The organism is Pseudomonas sp. ACN8 (genome assembly GCF_002303925.1).
Classification (GTDB): Bacteria; Pseudomonadota; Gammaproteobacteria; order Pseudomonadales; family Pseudomonadaceae; genus Aquipseudomonas.
The window spans coordinates 1-16,409 of record NZ_MRCS01000077.1; the positions used below are offsets into that span (position 1 = coordinate 1).

At 60.5% G+C, this 16,409-nt stretch carries 14 protein-coding genes; all 14 read right to left on the reverse strand.

Annotated elements, in window-relative coordinates:
• Positions 1-176 precede the first annotated feature (176 nt).
• Positions 177-1,103: a ketoacyl-ACP synthase III gene (locus BSF44_RS27875; protein ID WP_095946224.1), complete on the reverse strand. Its 927-nt coding sequence runs from the start codon at positions 1,101-1,103 to the stop codon at positions 177-179.
• A 226-nt stretch (positions 1,104-1,329) separates the two neighbouring features.
• On the reverse strand, positions 1,330-2,382 hold the full coding sequence (gene pseI, locus BSF44_RS27880; protein ID WP_095946225.1) for a pseudaminic acid synthase: 1,053 nt from the start codon (positions 2,380-2,382) through the stop codon (positions 1,330-1,332).
• Positions 2,375-3,880 (reverse strand): UDP-2,4-diacetamido-2,4,6-trideoxy-beta-L-altropyranose hydrolase, encoded by a 1,506-nt coding sequence (gene pseG / locus BSF44_RS27885; protein ID WP_095946226.1) that lies wholly within the window; start codon positions 3,878-3,880, stop codon positions 2,375-2,377. The genes pseI and pseG overlap by 8 nt, the downstream gene beginning before the upstream one ends.
• The gene (gene pseF / locus BSF44_RS27890) at positions 3,877-4,572 is read right to left on the reverse strand and encodes a pseudaminic acid cytidylyltransferase (protein ID WP_095946227.1); all 696 of its coding nucleotides are present in this window, start codon (positions 4,570-4,572) and stop codon (positions 3,877-3,879) included. The genes pseG and pseF overlap by 4 nt, the downstream gene beginning before the upstream one ends.
• A 6-nt stretch (positions 4,573-4,578) precedes the next feature.
• Entirely contained in the window at positions 4,579-5,742 is a 1,164-nt protein-coding gene (pseC, locus tag BSF44_RS27895) for a UDP-4-amino-4,6-dideoxy-N-acetyl-beta-L-altrosamine transaminase (RefSeq protein ID WP_095946228.1), read from the reverse strand.
• Complete coding sequence (gene pseB / locus BSF44_RS27900; protein ID WP_095946229.1) at positions 5,739-6,740, reverse strand: UDP-N-acetylglucosamine 4,6-dehydratase (inverting); 1,002 nt, start codon at positions 6,738-6,740, stop codon at positions 5,739-5,741. The genes pseC and pseB overlap by 4 nt, the downstream gene beginning before the upstream one ends.
• A 30-nt stretch (positions 6,741-6,770) precedes the next feature.
• On the reverse strand, positions 6,771-9,707 hold the full coding sequence (locus BSF44_RS27905; protein WP_095946230.1) for a TIGR00180 family glycosyltransferase: 2,937 nt from the start codon (positions 9,705-9,707) through the stop codon (positions 6,771-6,773).
• Positions 9,708-9,758: 51 nt separating this feature from the next.
• Entirely contained in the window at positions 9,759-10,496 is a 738-nt protein-coding gene (locus BSF44_RS27910; protein ID WP_095946231.1) for a cephalosporin hydroxylase family protein, read from the reverse strand.
• Between the two features lie 17 nt (positions 10,497-10,513).
• Positions 10,514-11,584 (reverse strand): class I SAM-dependent methyltransferase, encoded by a 1,071-nt coding sequence (locus BSF44_RS27915; RefSeq protein WP_095946232.1) that lies wholly within the window; start codon positions 11,582-11,584, stop codon positions 10,514-10,516.
• Positions 11,581-12,432 (reverse strand): NAD(P)-dependent oxidoreductase, encoded by an 852-nt coding sequence (locus BSF44_RS27920; protein WP_095946233.1) that lies wholly within the window; start codon positions 12,430-12,432, stop codon positions 11,581-11,583. Before BSF44_RS27920 ends, BSF44_RS27915 begins: the two co-directional genes overlap by 4 nt.
• Complete coding sequence (locus BSF44_RS27925) at positions 12,429-13,655, reverse strand: class I SAM-dependent methyltransferase (protein ID WP_095946234.1); 1,227 nt, start codon at positions 13,653-13,655, stop codon at positions 12,429-12,431. The genes BSF44_RS27920 and BSF44_RS27925 overlap by 4 nt, the downstream gene beginning before the upstream one ends.
• Positions 13,652-14,212 (reverse strand): dTDP-4-dehydrorhamnose 3,5-epimerase family protein, encoded by a 561-nt coding sequence (locus BSF44_RS27930; RefSeq protein WP_095946235.1) that lies wholly within the window; start codon positions 14,210-14,212, stop codon positions 13,652-13,654. The genes BSF44_RS27925 and BSF44_RS27930 overlap by 4 nt, the downstream gene beginning before the upstream one ends.
• Positions 14,209-15,291, reverse strand: a complete 1,083-nt coding sequence (gene rfbG / locus BSF44_RS27935; RefSeq protein ID WP_095946236.1) for a CDP-glucose 4,6-dehydratase — start codon at positions 15,289-15,291, stop codon at positions 14,209-14,211. The genes BSF44_RS27930 and rfbG overlap by 4 nt, the downstream gene beginning before the upstream one ends.
• On the reverse strand, positions 15,273-16,046 hold the full coding sequence (gene rfbF / locus BSF44_RS27940; protein ID WP_008052842.1) for a glucose-1-phosphate cytidylyltransferase: 774 nt from the start codon (positions 16,044-16,046) through the stop codon (positions 15,273-15,275). The genes rfbG and rfbF overlap by 19 nt, the downstream gene beginning before the upstream one ends.
• Positions 16,047-16,409: the final 363 nt, after the last annotated feature.

The following is a 16,409-nucleotide window of genomic DNA, read 5'->3' on the forward strand; positions in this document are numbered from 1 at the left end:
ACGGATCTTCCGCCAACAGGCGGGCAGCCACCAGAGGCCAGCGACGCTGGATAACGTCGGCATTCGATTGAAAAAACTCGCTCATGGCGCCTCGTGAAAATTCGGGCAAAAAAATAGCGCTCAAGGTTACACCTTGAGCGCTATTTTGTGCCGCGATTTACCGATAAGGAGCTTGCTCAGGGACGGTAGATGATCGCCGAACCCCAGGACAAACCTACGCCAAAACCGCTGATCGCGATGCGCTTCCAGTCAGAATCGAGCACGTGTTTTTCCAGCAGCAGCGGAACACTCGACGACACGGTATTACCCGTCTCGACCATGTCCTTGATGAACTTCTCCGGCTCGCCTTCGAAGCGCCGCGCCACGGCATCGACTATCGCCGCACTGCCCTGGTGAATGCAGAACGCATCGATGTCATCGGCCTTGAGGCCTGAGTCGTTGAGCAATTCGTGCAAGTGTGCCGGTACTTTGAGCAGCGCGAAGTTGAACACCTGACGGCCGTTCATGAAGAACACGCCATCGGTGACTTTCAGGTGCGGTGCTCCAGAACCGTCGGTGCCGAACTTGGCCTTGCCCAGCGCCCAGGACGGATCTTCGCCCATCCAGGTCGCGGTAGCGGCATCGCCGAAGAGCATGGTGGTGTTGCGATCTTCCGGGTCGACGATCTTCGAATAGGGGTCAGCGGTAATCAGCAGGCCGTTTTTCAGGCCAGCGGCTTCCATGAAGCCCTTGATCGCGTAGATGCCGTAAACGTAACCGGAGCAGCCCAGGGAAATATCGAACGCAGCGACATTGGTCGGCAGACCGAGTTTGTCCTGCACGATCGCCGCGGTGTGCGGCAGGCCTTCTTCGTCACCGTTCTGGGTGACGACGATCAGTGCGTCGATCGATTCACGCTTCAGCTCAGGGTTGTTGGCAAACAGCGCATTGGCCGCTTCCACGCACAGATCGGAGGTTTCCTGTTCAGCATCTTTGCGCGGCAGGAATGCCGAACCGATCTTGCCGAGGATGAATTCTTCATCCTTCTCGAATTTTGCACCTTGTGCGTAATTGTCCACGCCGGCTACAGGAACGTAGCTCGCAATGCTTTTTATGCCAATCATTACGGCTTCCCAATAAAAAACAGCCCAAGACCACCGCTCGCAAGGATTCGAGGGGCGCCGACAAACAGAAAACGGCCGCCACAACGGACAGCCATGGGGAGCGCAAAGGGCTATCACTGGATCCAATAAAGGACCAGGCGCCATCTCCCCGATCAATACAATACAGTGAAGATGCGCGTTATGACTCGCAGGTCACGCTATTTTGCCGAATCGGTTGCATATCGGGTCATTCAACCAATGACCAGTCCAGCGGCGTGCCGCGCTTGATCGGGGCCCGAGCGCGGCGCCCGAGCAGCGCGTCGGTATGCTTGGGCGGCAAACCGAGACCCGGACGAATGGCGCGCAGATTGTCCTCGGTAAACAGCTCACCGGCGGCCATGTCAGCGGTGACGTACAACGAACGGCGAAACACCAGCGACTTGCGCTCGGCCTCGGTGGGGCCGTATTGCACCTGCCCCATGGCCTGCCAGGCGCGTTCGGTCTCGAGCACCAGACTGGCCATTTCCTCAGGTTCCAGCGAGAAACCGGCATCCACCCCGCCGGCCGCGCGGTCGAGGGTGAAGTGTTTTTCCACCACGGTCGCGCCGAGCGCGACAGCGGCGACGGACACGCCAACGCCCATGGAGTGGTCGGACAGTCCCACTTCACAACCGAACAATTCGCGCAGATGCGGGATCGTGCGCACGTTGCTGTTGAGTGGGGTCGCCGGATAAGTACTGGTGCATTTGAGCAGCACCAGATCCTTGCAACCGGCCTCGCGGGCCGCGCGCACGGTTTCATCAAGCTCGGCGATGCTGGCCATGCCGGTGGAGATGATCAGCGGTTTGCCGGTGGCGGCCACACGGCGGATCAACGGCAAATCCGTATTTTCGAAACTGGCGATCTTGTAGGCCGGCACATCGAGGCTTTCGAGGAAATCCACCGCCGTGTCATCGAACGGCGTCGAGAAGGCCAGCATCCCCAGCTCTTTGGCCCGGGCGAAAATCGGCGCATGCCATTCCCACGGCGTATAGGCCTTTTCATACAAATCGTAGAGCGAGCTGCCCGCCCACAGACTGCCCGGATCCTTGATGAAGAACTCACCTTCAGCAATATCCAGAGTCATGGTCTCGGCTGTATAGGTTTGCAGTTTCAAGGCATGCGCGCCGGCTCTGGCCGCCGCTTCGACGATTTGCAGGGCAACGTCCAGCGACTGGTTATGGTTGCCGCTCATCTCGGCAATGATGAACGGCGGCGCGTCGGCACCGATCAGGCGGTTGCCAATCTTGAAACTAGGCATGCGGATGTTCCTTCAAAACACGGGTGAACGCGCAGGCACCTTGAGTGAACCCGGCGTCTCGAAAAACATTCAATGAGGGGTGATTGGCGGGCAGCACCTGGGCCGTAATGGTCGTCAGTTGCGGCCAGTATTCGCTGACGAACGACTCGCCGCGCGCCAGCAACGCCCTGCCCCAGCCAAGCCCGAAACGCCCCTCAAGCAGATAAATCGACACTTCGGCTTCGAGCCCGCGCAGGTCATAACGCAAGACCCCCACCGGACCGTCATCGGCCTCGGCAATCAACAGCAGACGCTGCGGGTTGCGCAAACTTGCGTTCAACCAGTTCAGGTGTTGCGCCCAGTCGATCAAGCCTTGATCCTTCGACCAGCGCCGCACGGCCTTGGCATTGCGCCCCTCGAACAACAGCTGAGCATCTTGCGTAGTCGCCACGCGCAGGTTGAGCACCGCACCGGCCAGCGCTACCGCGACGCGAAGCGCCCCGCCACCATCGACCAGTCGCCGCGAACGATCGGCGAGGCTCTGACGCAAATAAAAATTCTCGGCGACAAAGCCGATGGCCTGGCGCAATTGCTCGACGCTGACCTGCTCGCGAGCGCCCATGAACACATGCGCCCCCGCTGCCGCCATCACTTCGCCGTTGGCCTGCTGGTTGTTCGACACGGCGATACAAATCGTCGGCAGGCCCATGGCCGCGCGCTCCCAACTGGTACCGCCACCCGCGCCGATAAACAGATCGGCCGCGCTCATGCGCTGATAAAAATCGCTGACAAAACTGTGCAGATGCCAGTTCGGCCGAGTCTCGGCCAGTGCCTGCATCTGCGCCCATGCCGGGTTATCGGCACCGGCGACAAAGTCCACCTCCAGCGCTGCAAAATCGGCCAGCGCCAACATGGCGTGATGGGTCTGCATCGCCGCGTCGAAACCACCGAAGTTCACCAGCACCCGCTGCGCCCTGGGTTTGATCGCGATGGCCGGGCAACTGAACTCTTCACGCAACATGGCGTAGCGCGGGCCGAGCAGCGTGCGGCAACCTTCAGGCAGCAGTGGTGGGTAATTCTCGGTCAGGCCCGACAAGTTCTGATTGAGCAGCAGATCGACGCTGTAGCGCCGGGTCCCCAGATCATCCACCGCGGCAATCCGTGGTGCCCAGCGCCGGGCCGCCGTTTGCCAGTGATGATCGAGGCCATAGTGGTCGACGATGATCCAGTCGAACCCCGCGTGCTCCTCAAGCAATTGGGCTAGCGCTGCGATGTCGGCCTGCCAAGGCAGCATCGCTTCGATAGTCTGCTGTGGGTCTTCATCGACATAGCGCTCGGGCAGCGCGAACGTCTCAAAACCTTCGGCCTGCAAGGCGTCGAGCCGATGTCCCGGCAAGCGCCGACAGGCAAACGCCACATGACTGCCCTGCTTGCGCAACACCCGCGCCAACGTAAGGCAACGAGCGATGTGGCCGCTGCCGATGGTCGGCGAGGCGTCGGCACGAATCAGCACTCTCATGAAAGTTCTCCGCCCGCCTTGAGTGCGGCGTACAGATACTCGGCGCGCGTCCAGTCTTCTGGCGTGTCGATATCCTGTACCAGATGCCGCGGCACGATCACCGGCAGACTGGCCGGTGAGAACAACACCTCGCCGCGCAACCAGGCCTCGCTGCGCCCCCAGTAGAACTGACCGGCATCCTGAAATGCTTCAGGCAGATCCTGCGAGCGGGTATTACGAAATTCCGGGTACAACGCCGTCAGCGCGCCCTGCCCGTCGAGGGTCAGCGCACGCTGGACCGGGAAACCGAAACTGCTGACGGAGAAGGCAAAGGATTTGTCCGCACGCTGCTCCAGCAAATCAAAACCCTGACGCAAATACCGCGCCTGCAACAGCGGCGCGGTGGCGTACACGCAACAGGCGTAATCGAAGCCCGGCAACTGCTGCAAGGCGTGGACGATCACAGCAGCGGTACCGGTGAAATCGTCGGCAAGTTCAGCCGGCCGCAGGAACGGCACATCGGCGCCATGCGCTCGTGCGACCCGGGCAATCTCTTCGTCGTCGGTGCTGACCACCACGCGCTCGAACAATCCCGATTCCAGCGCCGTGCGAATCGAACGGACGATTATCGGTACGCCGTCGAACGGCTTCAGGTTCTTGCGCGCAATGCGCTTGCTGCCACCACGGGCGGGGATGATCGCAACGCAGCTCACCTTGTCCTACTCCTCAAGAACCAAGCGTCGCAATTGCTCGACCACGTAGTCCTGTTGCTCATCGGTCAGCAGTGGAAACAGCGGCAGGCTGATCGCTTCTGCGTAATAACGTTCGGCCTCGGGAAAGTCTCCCTCGGCAAAACCCAGGTCCTGATAGTAAGGCTGCAAGTGCACCGGAATATAGTGCAGATTCACCCCGACCCCGGCCGCGCGCAAGCCTTCGAACACCTGACGATGGCTGAGGTTGATGCGCTCGCTCTGCAAACGCACCACGTACAAATGCCAGGCGGATTCGGCTTCGGACTGTGCGCTCGGCAATGTCACTGGCAGGCAGGCCAGCAAGCGCGCATAGCGTGCCGCCAGCTCACGTCGACGGGCGACAAACTCATCCAGCTTGCCAAGCTGCGACAGCCCGAGCGCGGCTTGCAAATCGGTGATCCGGTAATTGAAGCCCAACTCCACCTGCTGGTAATACCAGGGGCCGTGGCTGGGCTCGCTCATCTGTTGCGGATCGCGGGTCATGCCGTGGCTGCGCAAGCGCTGCAAGCGCTCGGCCAGCTCCGCGCGATTGGTCAGCACCATGCCGCCCTCGGCACTGGTGATGATCTTCACCGGATGAAAACTGAACACGGTCATCGCCGCGAATTCACCACAGCCCACAGGACGACCGGCGTATGAGGCACCGACCGCATGCGAAGCATCTTCGATGACGGTGAAGTCGTAGCGCTCGGCCAGTTCGCCGATCCGGCGCATGTCACAGCTTTGCCCGGAGAACGCCACCGCCACTAAAACCTTCGGTAACGTACCGTCGCGCTCGGCCCGTTCCAGCTTCGCGGCCAGCGCGAACGCATCGAGGTTCCAGGTCAGCGGATCGATATCGACAAAATCAACCTCGGCGCCGCAATAACGACCGCAGTTGGCCGAGGCCAGAAAAGTGTTCGGCGTCGTCCACAAGCGATCACCCACGCCGAGACCGGCCGCCAGACAGGCAATGTGCAGCGCCGCCGTGGCGTTGCACACCGCTACCGCGTAATCCGCCTGGCAACGTTCGGCCATCGCCCGTTCGAAACGCTCGATGGTCGGCCCTTGGGTCAGCCAGTCGGATTTCAGCACGTCGACCACGGCTTCGATATCGGCCTGATCGAGATTCTGCCGACCGTAAGGGATCATTTCGACAGCTTCGCGTGCAGTGCGGCGATCTGCCCGACCGAGAGGAAGTGCGGGTTGGTGTCGGACCGGTATTCGAACTCTTCACCCACCGGCTGACCGCGCTCGCCCAGTTTGTCGACAGCGAAATCGACATCGACGCTGGTGAAGCGGATCGACGGCTGGATGGTGTAGTGATCGGCAAACTCCAGGGTCATCCGCGCATCGTCCAGCGGCACCATCAGCTCGTGCAGTTTCTCGCCCGGACGAATCCCGACGTGCTTGTGCGGCAGGTGCTCGGCCATGCCGCGCGCCAAGTCGACGATGCGGATCGACGGGATCTTCGGCACGAATACTTCACCACCGTGCATGCGTGCAAAGCTGTCGAGAACAAACTGCACACCATGGTCGAGGGTGATCCAGAAGCGTGTCATGCGCTCATCGGTGATCGGTAATTCTTCGGCACCATCGGCAATCAATTTGCTGAAGAACGGCACCACCGACCCCCGCGAACCGGCCACGTTGCCATAGCGCACCACGGCAAAACGGGTCTGCTGTTCGCCGGCAATGTTGTTGGCGGCCACGAACAGTTTGTCCGACAGCAGCTTGGTTGCGCCGTACAGGTTGATCGGGCTGGCCGCCTTGTCGGTCGACAGCGCCACAACTTTCTTAACGCCATTGTCGATGGCGGCGGCAATGATGTTTTCCGCGCCATTGACGTTGGTGCGAATGCACTCGGTCGGGTTGTATTCCGCCGCCGGCACTTGCTTCAGCGCGGCCGCGTGCACCACGTAATCGATGCCGCGCATCGCCTGACGCAAACGGTCGGCATCGCGTACGTCACCGAGGAAGTAACGCATGCACGGCGCGTTGAACGTCTGCTGCATTTCGTATTGCTTGAGTTCATCGCGCGAGAACACCACCACGCGCTTGGGCTGGTATTGCTCCAGCAAGCGACGAATGAAGTTGCGACCGAACGAGCCGGTGCCGCCGGAGATGAAAATCGATTGACCGTTGAACATGTCTTGAGTCCTGTTTCCTGATCGTCAGGCTTAGGCGAGCAACTGCGCCCAGTCGATACTGGAGGCCTGGCCGAGGGTGAAGCCCTTGCCGGTCAGGGAAAGGTTCTGGTTGTAGGCAACGTCTTGGGCAAAGTGCGCTTGCCACTTGTCTTGCAGCGCGGCAATGGCCTGCGCATCGTTCGCCAACGTGCCGGTGTGGACGATCTGCACCTGCGGCGTCCATACGGTCAACAGCCCCGCATCCGCGGCTTTCAGGCACAGGTCGACATCGGCGAACGCCTCATCGAAATGCTCCTGATCCAGTCCACCCAAGGCCTCGAAAATCTCCTTGCGCAGCATCAGGCATACGCGGGAGACCGCCGAACAATTCTGCTCGACCAGCAACCGGTGCATGTAACCCGTTGCGTCCTTTTTCTCGCCGAGGAACGGTGAAGCCAAACCATCACCAAGGCCCAGGATGAATCCGGCGCCAGTGACAGAGCCTTCGCGATCCACCAGTTTGGCGCCGACCACGCCGACTTCCGGGCGCTGTGCCTGGTTCAGCAGGGCTTCGATCCAATTGGCGTTGAGCACTTCGGCGTCCGCTGCCAGGAGCACCAGATATTCGCCTTGAGCCTGAGCGGCAGCTTGATTGACCAATGCCGAAGCGCTCAGGCGCTGCTCATTCCTGATCAGACGAATACGCCCACGCCCGTTTTGCTCGAGGCTTTCCAGCCAGGCCAAAAGCTCACTCGACTGGCTGTGGTTGTCGGCAATGATGATCTCGTTGTTCTGATAACGCGTGCGTTGCAACACACTCACCAGGCAACGCTGCAGGTGTTCCTGATTGTCATCGCTGCAGACGATGATCGACACTTTCGGTCGCTCGGCGTGGCGGTAATCGACGCGCAAGCCACCGAATGCCTCGGCACTCACTTGCGCCTGATAACCGCGGGTTGCCAGATGCCGCGCGAGGGCCTGACGTTGATGCTCGCTCGGCGCCGGCGCCACGGCCGGGGTGATCAGCAACGGCTCGGCCAGATGCGCCAGACCGGCCAGGCCTCCGGCTTCGATCAGGCGCAACAGCAGGTCGAATTCCAGCGCATCGCTGTACTCGCGGGCAAAGCCTCCGGCCTCGACCATGAATTCGCGGCGAATCAGCCAATGCCGGGCCGTCAGCGACGGCATGCTTTGCAGCAGATCGAGGTTGAAGGCCGAGCGGAACATTTCAGTCAACTGACCATCAGGACGACGATGGATCTCATCCATGGCCACTGCACGGCAACCTTCGGCGTTCTGCAGTTCAAGGCTGGCACGCAGGAAACCGCTGCGGGTGAACTCGTCACCGGCCTCGGCCAGCAGCAGCCAATCGGCATTCGAGCGCCGGGCGATCTGGTTCAGCTTGTCGACGTAGTTAGCGGTGCTGACTTTGACGAAATGCACGGTGCTCTGTTCGGTCGTGACAGCCGGCAGGTCCCCTGTCGTGAAGACCACCACCTTGAACGCGCGGAAAGCGCTTTCCATCAGGCTGTCGAAGGTGACCTGAAGCTTGTCCATATCAGCTTCAAGATCCAGTAACAGAATGCCGAACCGCGGCCCGCCCTCGACAGTCGCCAGCTGTTGATTGATCTTGCGGATGGCGGTCTCGTTCGGCTGACGTGCCTGCAACCAGTTCATCAATTGGCCGGAACGCGTGCTGTCGAGCAGTTGACGGCTATCGTAGGTCGGCACGCTGTCCAGCCGCGCCATCCAGTCTGCGAGTACCTGCGCATCACCGTTCTGGCCCATGTCCAGCAACTGCCGATGCATTTTCTGCACGACGCGACGGTTGAACGGCCCCAACTGCACGGCTTCCAGCAAGCGGTTCTGGATAGTCTCGGTCGTGTCATTGGAATAGGTGCCCAGCAGCGTGTGCTGCTTGAGCAATGCACCTTCCATTTCTTCAAGTTGCAAGCGCCCCGCAGGCATCGCATGCAGGAGGAATTCAAACTCGGTCAACCGATCGAAAAACGCCTGATTGTAGAACGGCATTTCGACGTATTGCCTGGGTCCGAATACTCGTTTCGGCCCGGTAGTCGGGTCTTTCCACCAGGACTCGAAGATCGGTTCGATCGTCAGTGCATTGCGTGTGGCGAGGCTGTTCGCCAGCGCCTGGAAACTCTGCAGGGCAAAGGCTGCGGTTTGCTCCGCGTTCGGCTCATCGATGTCGGTTGGCAACGTGGCGAGGAAACCGGCAAAGCGTTCACGCTCGGCGACGGAACGGGCATCCTTGAAACTGAGGACGTGAATGATCTCGGTGTTGTGATCCGAGCGGCCATAGTTGACCTCCCGCACCACATACGGAATCGGCAGAATCCGCGCCTTGGCCCGCGCCAGCACGTAATACACATGGCCGATTTCCTGCCATTCGAAAATCGTGCCTTGCGGCATCGCCGCATACCAGTCCTGCAACAACGCGGTGCGATGCACTGCATAGAACGGCGGTATGTACTGCCCCATGTAGTCGAGAATACGATCCTGCGCACGCTCGGCGTTGTAGTCCTCTTGCACCTTCTTGTCACGGCGATAGTACTGCACGAAGTTGGCGTGCGTGAGGTACATCAGGCAATAGCCATGGCACATGCCGTAATCGGGGTTGGCTTCCAGAAAATTGACTGAGTCGGTCAATGCACCGTGCAGCATGAAGTCGTCGTCAGCGGCCAGCACCATGTAGGGCGTAGTAACCTGGCTGACCCCATAGGCCAGCTTTTGCTGAAACCCCAGATAGGTGTAATCAGGTAAATGGCGATAATCGACCGAAGGAAAATCGACTGCGATGCTGTCATCGCCCTGCACCGATGAATCCAGCACCATCACCTTGGCGGAGTAACTGCTGTAGTACTGCAACGCGCGTCGCAGGAACGCCTTGCGGTTGTGGGTGATCAGCACCACCGTGAACAGCTCGCTCAGCGGTGTCACGTTGGTTTGCGTACTGCTTTGAACCTGCATTTTCCTATCCCCGCAACCGGCCAGTCGCCTGACGCCTGAAACTGTTTTTGATTAACGAACGCGACGCAGATAGCCGTCCGGCGCCACGGTGATCAGCAGCTTGTTTTGCAACTGCTGGTCGATCTCGAAATCCTTGTTCTCTTCCAGGTATTTCCATACCGCGGTTTTCGGGTTGTCGCCCGGTCCCCATGGGCGATCCGGGAAAAAGTCGGCCGGCATGTCTTCCACCACGGTGTCCATCACCACGCAGTAGCTGTCGACCGAAACCAGCGGCGCGTACAGGCGCAACTCTTCGAGTACGTGGTCGTGGGTGTGATTGGAGTCGAGGACCAGAATGACTTTTTTGCCTTTGGCCGCAGCGTGAACTTGAGCCGCGATGGCCGGGTCGATGCTGGAACCTTCGATCATCTTGATGCGCCTGGCCATCGGATGGCTTTCGATCGCCTCGCGGTTGTGCGGGCGAATGTCGAGGTCGATGCCCAGTACTTCACCGTGGCCTTGCAGCTCCAGCAACGAGGCGTAGTAGATGATCGAACCACCGTGGGCGATGCCGCACTCGATGACCAGGTCCGGTTTGACCTGCCAGATGATCTCCTGCATCGCCATCATGTCTTGTGGCAACTGGATGATCGGACGGCCCATCCACGAGAAGTGGTAGCTGTACTTGTGCCTGGCCGATTCGTTGAAGAAATCTCGGGCCAGGCCAGTGAGTTTCTGGTCGTCGCCCTGCTGGGCAATCTGTTCCCGGCACTCGGCTTCGAAGGCTTTATTGATGCTGTTGTCGGTCATTGTCAAAATCTCAAGGGTCACTGGAACGAAGCGCTGTCAACGGCGTGATAGACGTAGCGTCCACCGGTCATCCGCTTGATTTCTTCGAGGTAATTGGAGTTCATCACAAACAGGTTGGCGCCTTCGGGCAACGCGTCCAGGGCCTCTTGCGGCGAAGACACGCGGGCACCGCTCAGCGGCAGATAACGTCCCTGCTTGGCCGGGTTGATATCCACCACTCGATCAACCGCCACACCCGCGCGTTGCAGGAACAGCGAATAGATCACGCCTTTGGACGAGGCGCCCCAGATCGCCGAACCCTGCTCGGGCGCGGCTTGAACGATCTGCACCGCGCGGTCGAGGCTGGCGGTGAAATTCTGCGGCAGCGTCAGGCGCGGTACCGGTTGCTCCGGGATCAGGCGCAACGTGGAAAGATCGGCGACGATGTACAGGTATTGGCCACCGAACAGGTGACCAGCCTCGTGCACAGTGCCGAACATCCGGCGCAAGTCATCGAGGCGGAAATAATTGACGTGTTCGTAGAACAGATCGAACCAGGCTTTATGCTCAAGGATCCAGTCGAAGCACGGCACTTCGATGTAGACCTGCCCGCCCTGGTTGGCGTTGGCAATTTCAGCGAGGAAGCTCACCGGATCCTGAATGTGCTCCAGAACATGCCGCAGGACGATGGCGTGCGCAGCCAGACCGAGACCGCGAGTGAACGGCGCTATGATCACGTCGGCGTTATCGCCTTCGTAAGCCGGATCGATGCCCGTGATCGAATAGCCCAGGCCCTTGAGCAGTTCAAGAAAGTAGCCCTTGCCGCAGCCGACTTCGATCAGCTCCTGGCCCTTGAAGTGCCTGGCGATGATGCCTTCGACGTCGCTCAGGTGCTTCTGGAACTGCCCTGAATGTGCCTGCTCGTTTTGATAGTCAGCGTCGTAGCTGAGCTTGTCGGCGTCGAAGGCGGCATTGAAGACCAGGCCGCTGCGCTCGTCCTGCACCAGCAGCATGTCGGCACTGGCAGAGGCTCGCGCCGACCCGGCATCGGCAAAAGTGCGATTCTGCAACACCGGCAGGTCGGTGACCCGATACAACTCGTGCCTCATTGCGGCTCTCCCAATAACTGTTGCAAACGCTCGGTCACGGACCAGAACGCCATCGGTTCGTGGCTCGGGTATGGGTAGTGGCCAAGGTTCAGATTCAGCGTCGCGCCGCGTTCGCGCAGGCGTTGTTCGACCAGCGTCCGTACCGACACCGGTTGACCACTGGCGCAATTGATAACGCCGTCGAAATCGCGCTGATGCACGATTGCGGCGAGGTAACCGGCCGCGGTTTCAATCGGTAGAAAATCGCGTAGCTGTTCACCGGCGGACATGTCGAACGATTGCTCACCGGCATCGATCGCACTGTCCAGGGCCGCCAGCAGACTGTTGGGGTTCTGTCCCTCGCCGTGCAGATAGAACAGTCGCGCCCACTGCAAGGTGAACGGATGTTCCTGCTGCAGGTTCTGCAAAAACAGGTGCAACGTGTGTTTGGCCAGACCGTACGGATTGCTCGGGCGCGGCTCGGTACTTTCGCTGAGCGGTCCGCCTTGCATGCCGTACTCGAAGCAAGTACCGGTGACCAGAACCTGCTTCACGCCCGCCTCGACCGCGCCTTTGATAAAGCGGTAATCGGCCATCAGGTTGTGTTCAAAATGAAACAGTGCCCGATAGTTCGGCAACCCCGGCCAGGCCAGATGCGCCAGCGCGTCGATGCCATCGGTCAGCGCGCTGACATCGAGATCGGCGGCGTGAATATCCGCGCTCACGAACTCGACATCGTTTATCCACGGCATGCCCTGCGCCGTGTCTGCATTGCGCGCCACGGCGCGAACGGCACAGCCGCGCGTCAGCAACGCAGCGACCAGATGCCGACCGACGAAGCCCGTGGCTCCCGTAACCAGAATTCTCACAGTACGCTCAACTCAGGCACGGCGATCACGAAGCGCCCATCCCATTGACGCACTTGCGCCAGTTGCTGACTGACTTCGTGCAGCAGGTTCCAGGGCAGCACCAGCACGTAATCGGGTTTTTCCAGGTCGATTTGCGCCGGCGCCACGATCGGGATGCGACTGCCCGGCAGAAACTTGCCCTGCTTGTGCGGATTGGCGTCGGCCACCCAGGCGAGCAGGTCGGGTTTGACCCCGGCGTAATTGAGCAGCGTGTTGCCCTTGGCCGCTGCGCCGTAGCCGACTACGCGCTTGCCGTCGGCCTTGGCCTGCAACAGGAAGCGCAGCAGTTCATGTTTGATGCGCTCAGCGGCGGGCGCGAGGCTCGTGTAGTACTCGGCGGTTTTCACCCCGGCATCGAGCTCGGCCTGCAACTGCTGCTGCACGCTCGCTTGTACCGCGCGACGTTCGCCGTCCTTGCGCTGCACAAACACCCGCAGCGATCCGCCATGAGTGCTCAGTGGGCTGACGTCGAACACTTCCAGGCCATTGCGTTCGCACAGGGTCTGCACGGCAGTCAAAGACAGGTAGGAATAGTGCTCGTGATACAGCGTGTCGAACTGCGCGCCGGCCATCAGCGTCAGTAGTTGCGGGAATTCGAAAGTGGCCACGCCGGTCGGCTTGAGCAGCGTTGCGAAACCACCGAGGAAATCATTGATGTCCGGCACATGCGCGAGCACGTTATTGGCGGCCATCAAGTCGGCGCCCCAGCCTTCGCTGTTCAACTGCGCGGCAGTTTCACGACCGAAGAACAGCTCACGAATTTCCAGGCCTTTCTCCCGCGCGGCTTGCGCAGTGCTGCGAGTGGGCTCGACACCCAGGCAAGGGATGCCGCGACCCGCCACGAATTGCAGCAGATAACCATCGTTGGCAGCGACTTCGACCACGCGGCTGTCGGCAGTCAGGCCGAAACGCTCGACCATTTCGGCGACATAGCGCTCGGCATGGGCCAGCCAGGTGCTGGAGAACGAACTGAAATAAGCGTACTCGGCGTCGAACAGGCTGTCGGCGCGGGTGTAATCCTCGGTCTGCACCAGCCAGCATTGCTGGCACACGGCGACCTTCAGCGGTACCCATTGCTCGGCCTGCTCCAGGCGATCGGCATGCACGTAGGCGTTGGACGGTGGCGAGGTGCCAAGGTCGATCAGCGGCAGGCTCAGCGGTGCGGCGCACCCACGGCAGTTCATAGACGCACTCCAGCAAAGTGTTGATCGAGCGCGGGATGGCTGGAATCACGCGCTGACAAATTATTGACAGGCAACGGCCAGGCAATCGCCAGCCGTGGATCGTTCACCGACAGACCGCCCTCATGCTCCGGCGCGTAATCGGCGCTGTGCAGGTAAAGCAATTCGGCGTCTTCAGTCAGTGTCTGGAAACCGTGGGCGAACCCCGCCGGAATCAGCAGACCGCGACCGTCACCCGCCTTCAGATGCTCGGCGTGCCAATGCAAAAAGGTCTCGGATTCGGGGCGCAGGTCTACCGCCACATCCCACACTTCACCGCGCAGGCAGGTGATCAGTTTGGCTTCCGGCGCATTGGCATTCTGATAATGCAGACCGCGCACACTGCCCTTCTCACGGGTGCGGGAATGGTTGATCTGACGAATGTGAAATTCGCTGCCAAACGCACTCAGGCTGCCCTCGCAGAACAGTCGGGCGAAGTGCCCGCGCTGATCTTCGAAGCGCTTGTGCTGGACGCTGAACAGTCCGGCCAGCGGTAGCGCGCGCAAGGAAAACTCGCTCACAGTGCGCCTCGGTACAGGTTCAATTGGCCAAGGGTCACGGCACGCATGTCATCGCCGTTCTGCCATGCCAGATGCCAGTCGAGGGTTTGAGTCAGGCATTGTTGCAAGGTCCAGCGTGGCTGCCAGCCGAGCCGTTGGCGCGCGCGGCTGCTGTCCAGACGCAGCAGACCGGCCTCGTGCAATTCACTCGGCTCGATGCGTAGACCACGGGCTTGTGGCCAGCGATTGGCAAGCATTTCGACGACTTCGCCGACGCTGCACATGTCCGCTTCGCCCGGGCCGAAGTTCCACGCACCGGCGTATTCCGGGCCTTGCTCGTAGAGGCCGGCGGCCAATTGCAGATAACCGGCCAGTGGCTCCAGCGCGTGCTGCCACGGGCGCACGGCTTGCGGGTAGCGCAGGGTCACCGGCTCGTCTGCCGTCCAGGCTCTGAGCACGTCGGGAATCAGTCGCTCAGGCGCAAAGTCACCGCCGCCCAAGACATTGCCGGCACGCGCGGTAGCCAGGGCCAGACCGTGCCCGGCGTATTTGTCGGCCGGAAAAAACGACGCGGCATAAGACTGCGCCAACAGTTCACAGCAGGCCTTGCTGCTGCTGTAAGGATCGTGGCCACCCAGGGCTTCGTCTTCGCGGTACGGCCACAGCCATTCCTTGTTTGCGTAGACCTTGTCGGTGGTCACCAGCACGCAGGCACGCACACAGCCGACCTGTCGAATCGCTTCGAGCAAGTTGAGCGTGCCCATGACGTTGCTGGAATAGGTGCCGAGCGGATCGCGATAACCTTCACGCACCAGCGGCTGAGCGGCCAGGTGCAGGACGATCTCAGGCTCGGTTTCGGCAATGATCTCCAGCAAGGCACCGAGATCCCGCAGATCGCCGCGCTGATCGTTGATGCCTTCGTGGACACGCGCCAGTTCGAACAGGCTCGGCCCGGTTGAAGGATCAAGGGCAAAACCGCTGACTTGTGCGCCGAGGCTTTGCAGCCACAGCGTCAGCCAGCTGCCTTTGAAACCGGTATGGCCGGTAACGAGGACGCGCTTGCCACGCCAGAAATCCGCACTCAGGCCCATTGCTTCCATGGGGCCTCCCCGCTCTGCCACAGTGCTTCGAGATGGTTCTTGTCGCGCAGGGTGTCCATCGGTTGCCAGAAACCATTGTGTTCGAAGGCTTTCAACTGTTCTTCCTGGGCCAGGCGCGCCAAGGGTTCGGCTTCCCATGTCGTCCCGTCACCGGCGATATACGACAGCACTTTGGGTGACAGAACGAAAAATCCGCCATTGATCCAGCCACCGTCGCCACGCGGTTTCTCGGTAAACCCGAGCACCTGATCACCGTGACGGTCCAGCGCGCCGTAACGACCGGGCGGTTGCACGGCGGTGACGGTTGCCAGACGGCCATGGGCTCGGTGGTAGTCCACCAATTGACGAATGTTCAGATCGGAAACGCCATCGCCGTAGGTGAAGCAGAACGCCTCTTCATCCTTCAGGTATCGACCGGCACGCAGCAGACGGCCACCGGTCATGGTTTCTTCGCCGGTGTCGATCAGGGTGACGCTCCACGGCTCGCTGTAATTCTGGTGCACGTCCATGCGGTTGTTACGCATGTCGAAGGTGACGTCGGAGGTGTGCAGGAAGTAGTTGGCGAAGAAGTCCTTGATCGCGTAACCCTTGTAGCCAAGGCAGATCACGAAATCGTGGATTCCGTGGGCGGAATACTGCTTCATGATGTGCCAGAGAATTGGCTTGCCGCCGATCTCGATCATCGGCTTGGGCTTGAGGTGCGACTCTTCACTGATGCGCGTGCCGAGGCCACCCGCCAAAATAACTGCCTTCATCGTCTCCCCTCTTGTTCTTCACCCGGCTGCGCGCAGCTTTCTTGAGCGTTGCGGGCCTTCTGGCTAAACCTTCTACCGTTCCGGGCGCTGGTGGAATGACCGCGAGCGCTCGTTTTATGGCGATTTGAGGGGGACGTGCAGGAAACGCGCCAGCCGCGCAGGCTCTATGCCGGTGGCGTAATCGGCCATGAAAAAAGGGATGAATCCATCAGCGGGATTTGCGACGCTTTCGACACAAATCGGCATAGGGGACGGCCTTCACAGGCCGCTCCCCTGCCACACCACCCGGCATGCGGGTCCGCACCGGGCGGTTCGAGAGATTGAGGTTATGAGAGACGTACTAATCCCATCCTGTCGAACCAC

Bases quoted from the DNA above. Each gene is read 5' to 3' on its own strand.
- pseC (WP_095946228.1), bottom strand. From the start codon at position 5,742: ATGATCCCTTACGGTCGGCAGAATCTCGATCAGGCCGATATCGAAGCC.
- BSF44_RS27915 (WP_095946232.1), bottom strand. From the start codon at position 11,584: ATGAGGCACGAGTTGTATCGGGTCACCGACCTGCCGGTGTTGCAGAAT.
- pseG (WP_095946226.1), bottom strand. From the start codon at position 3,880: ATGAGAGTGCTGATTCGTGCCGACGCCTCGCCGACCATCGGCAGCGGC.
- BSF44_RS27905 (WP_095946230.1), bottom strand. From the start codon at position 9,707: ATGCAGGTTCAAAGCAGTACGCAAACCAACGTGACACCGCTGAGCGAG.
- BSF44_RS27910 (WP_095946231.1), bottom strand. From the start codon at position 10,496: ATGACCGACAACAGCATCAATAAAGCCTTCGAAGCCGAGTGCCGGGAA.
- rfbG (WP_095946236.1), bottom strand. From the start codon at position 15,291: ATGGAAGCAATGGGCCTGAGTGCGGATTTCTGGCGTGGCAAGCGCGTC.
- pseI (WP_095946225.1), bottom strand. From the start codon at position 2,382: ATGCCTAGTTTCAAGATTGGCAACCGCCTGATCGGTGCCGACGCGCCG.
- rfbF (WP_008052842.1), bottom strand. From the start codon at position 16,046: ATGAAGGCAGTTATTTTGGCGGGTGGCCTCGGCACGCGCATCAGTGAA.
- pseB (WP_095946229.1), bottom strand. From the start codon at position 6,740: ATGTTCAACGGTCAATCGATTTTCATCTCCGGCGGCACCGGCTCGTTC.
- BSF44_RS27875 (WP_095946224.1), bottom strand. From the start codon at position 1,103: ATGATTGGCATAAAAAGCATTGCGAGCTACGTTCCTGTAGCCGGCGTG.
- BSF44_RS27925 (WP_095946234.1), bottom strand. From the start codon at position 13,655: ATGAACTGCCGTGGGTGCGCCGCACCGCTGAGCCTGCCGCTGATCGAC.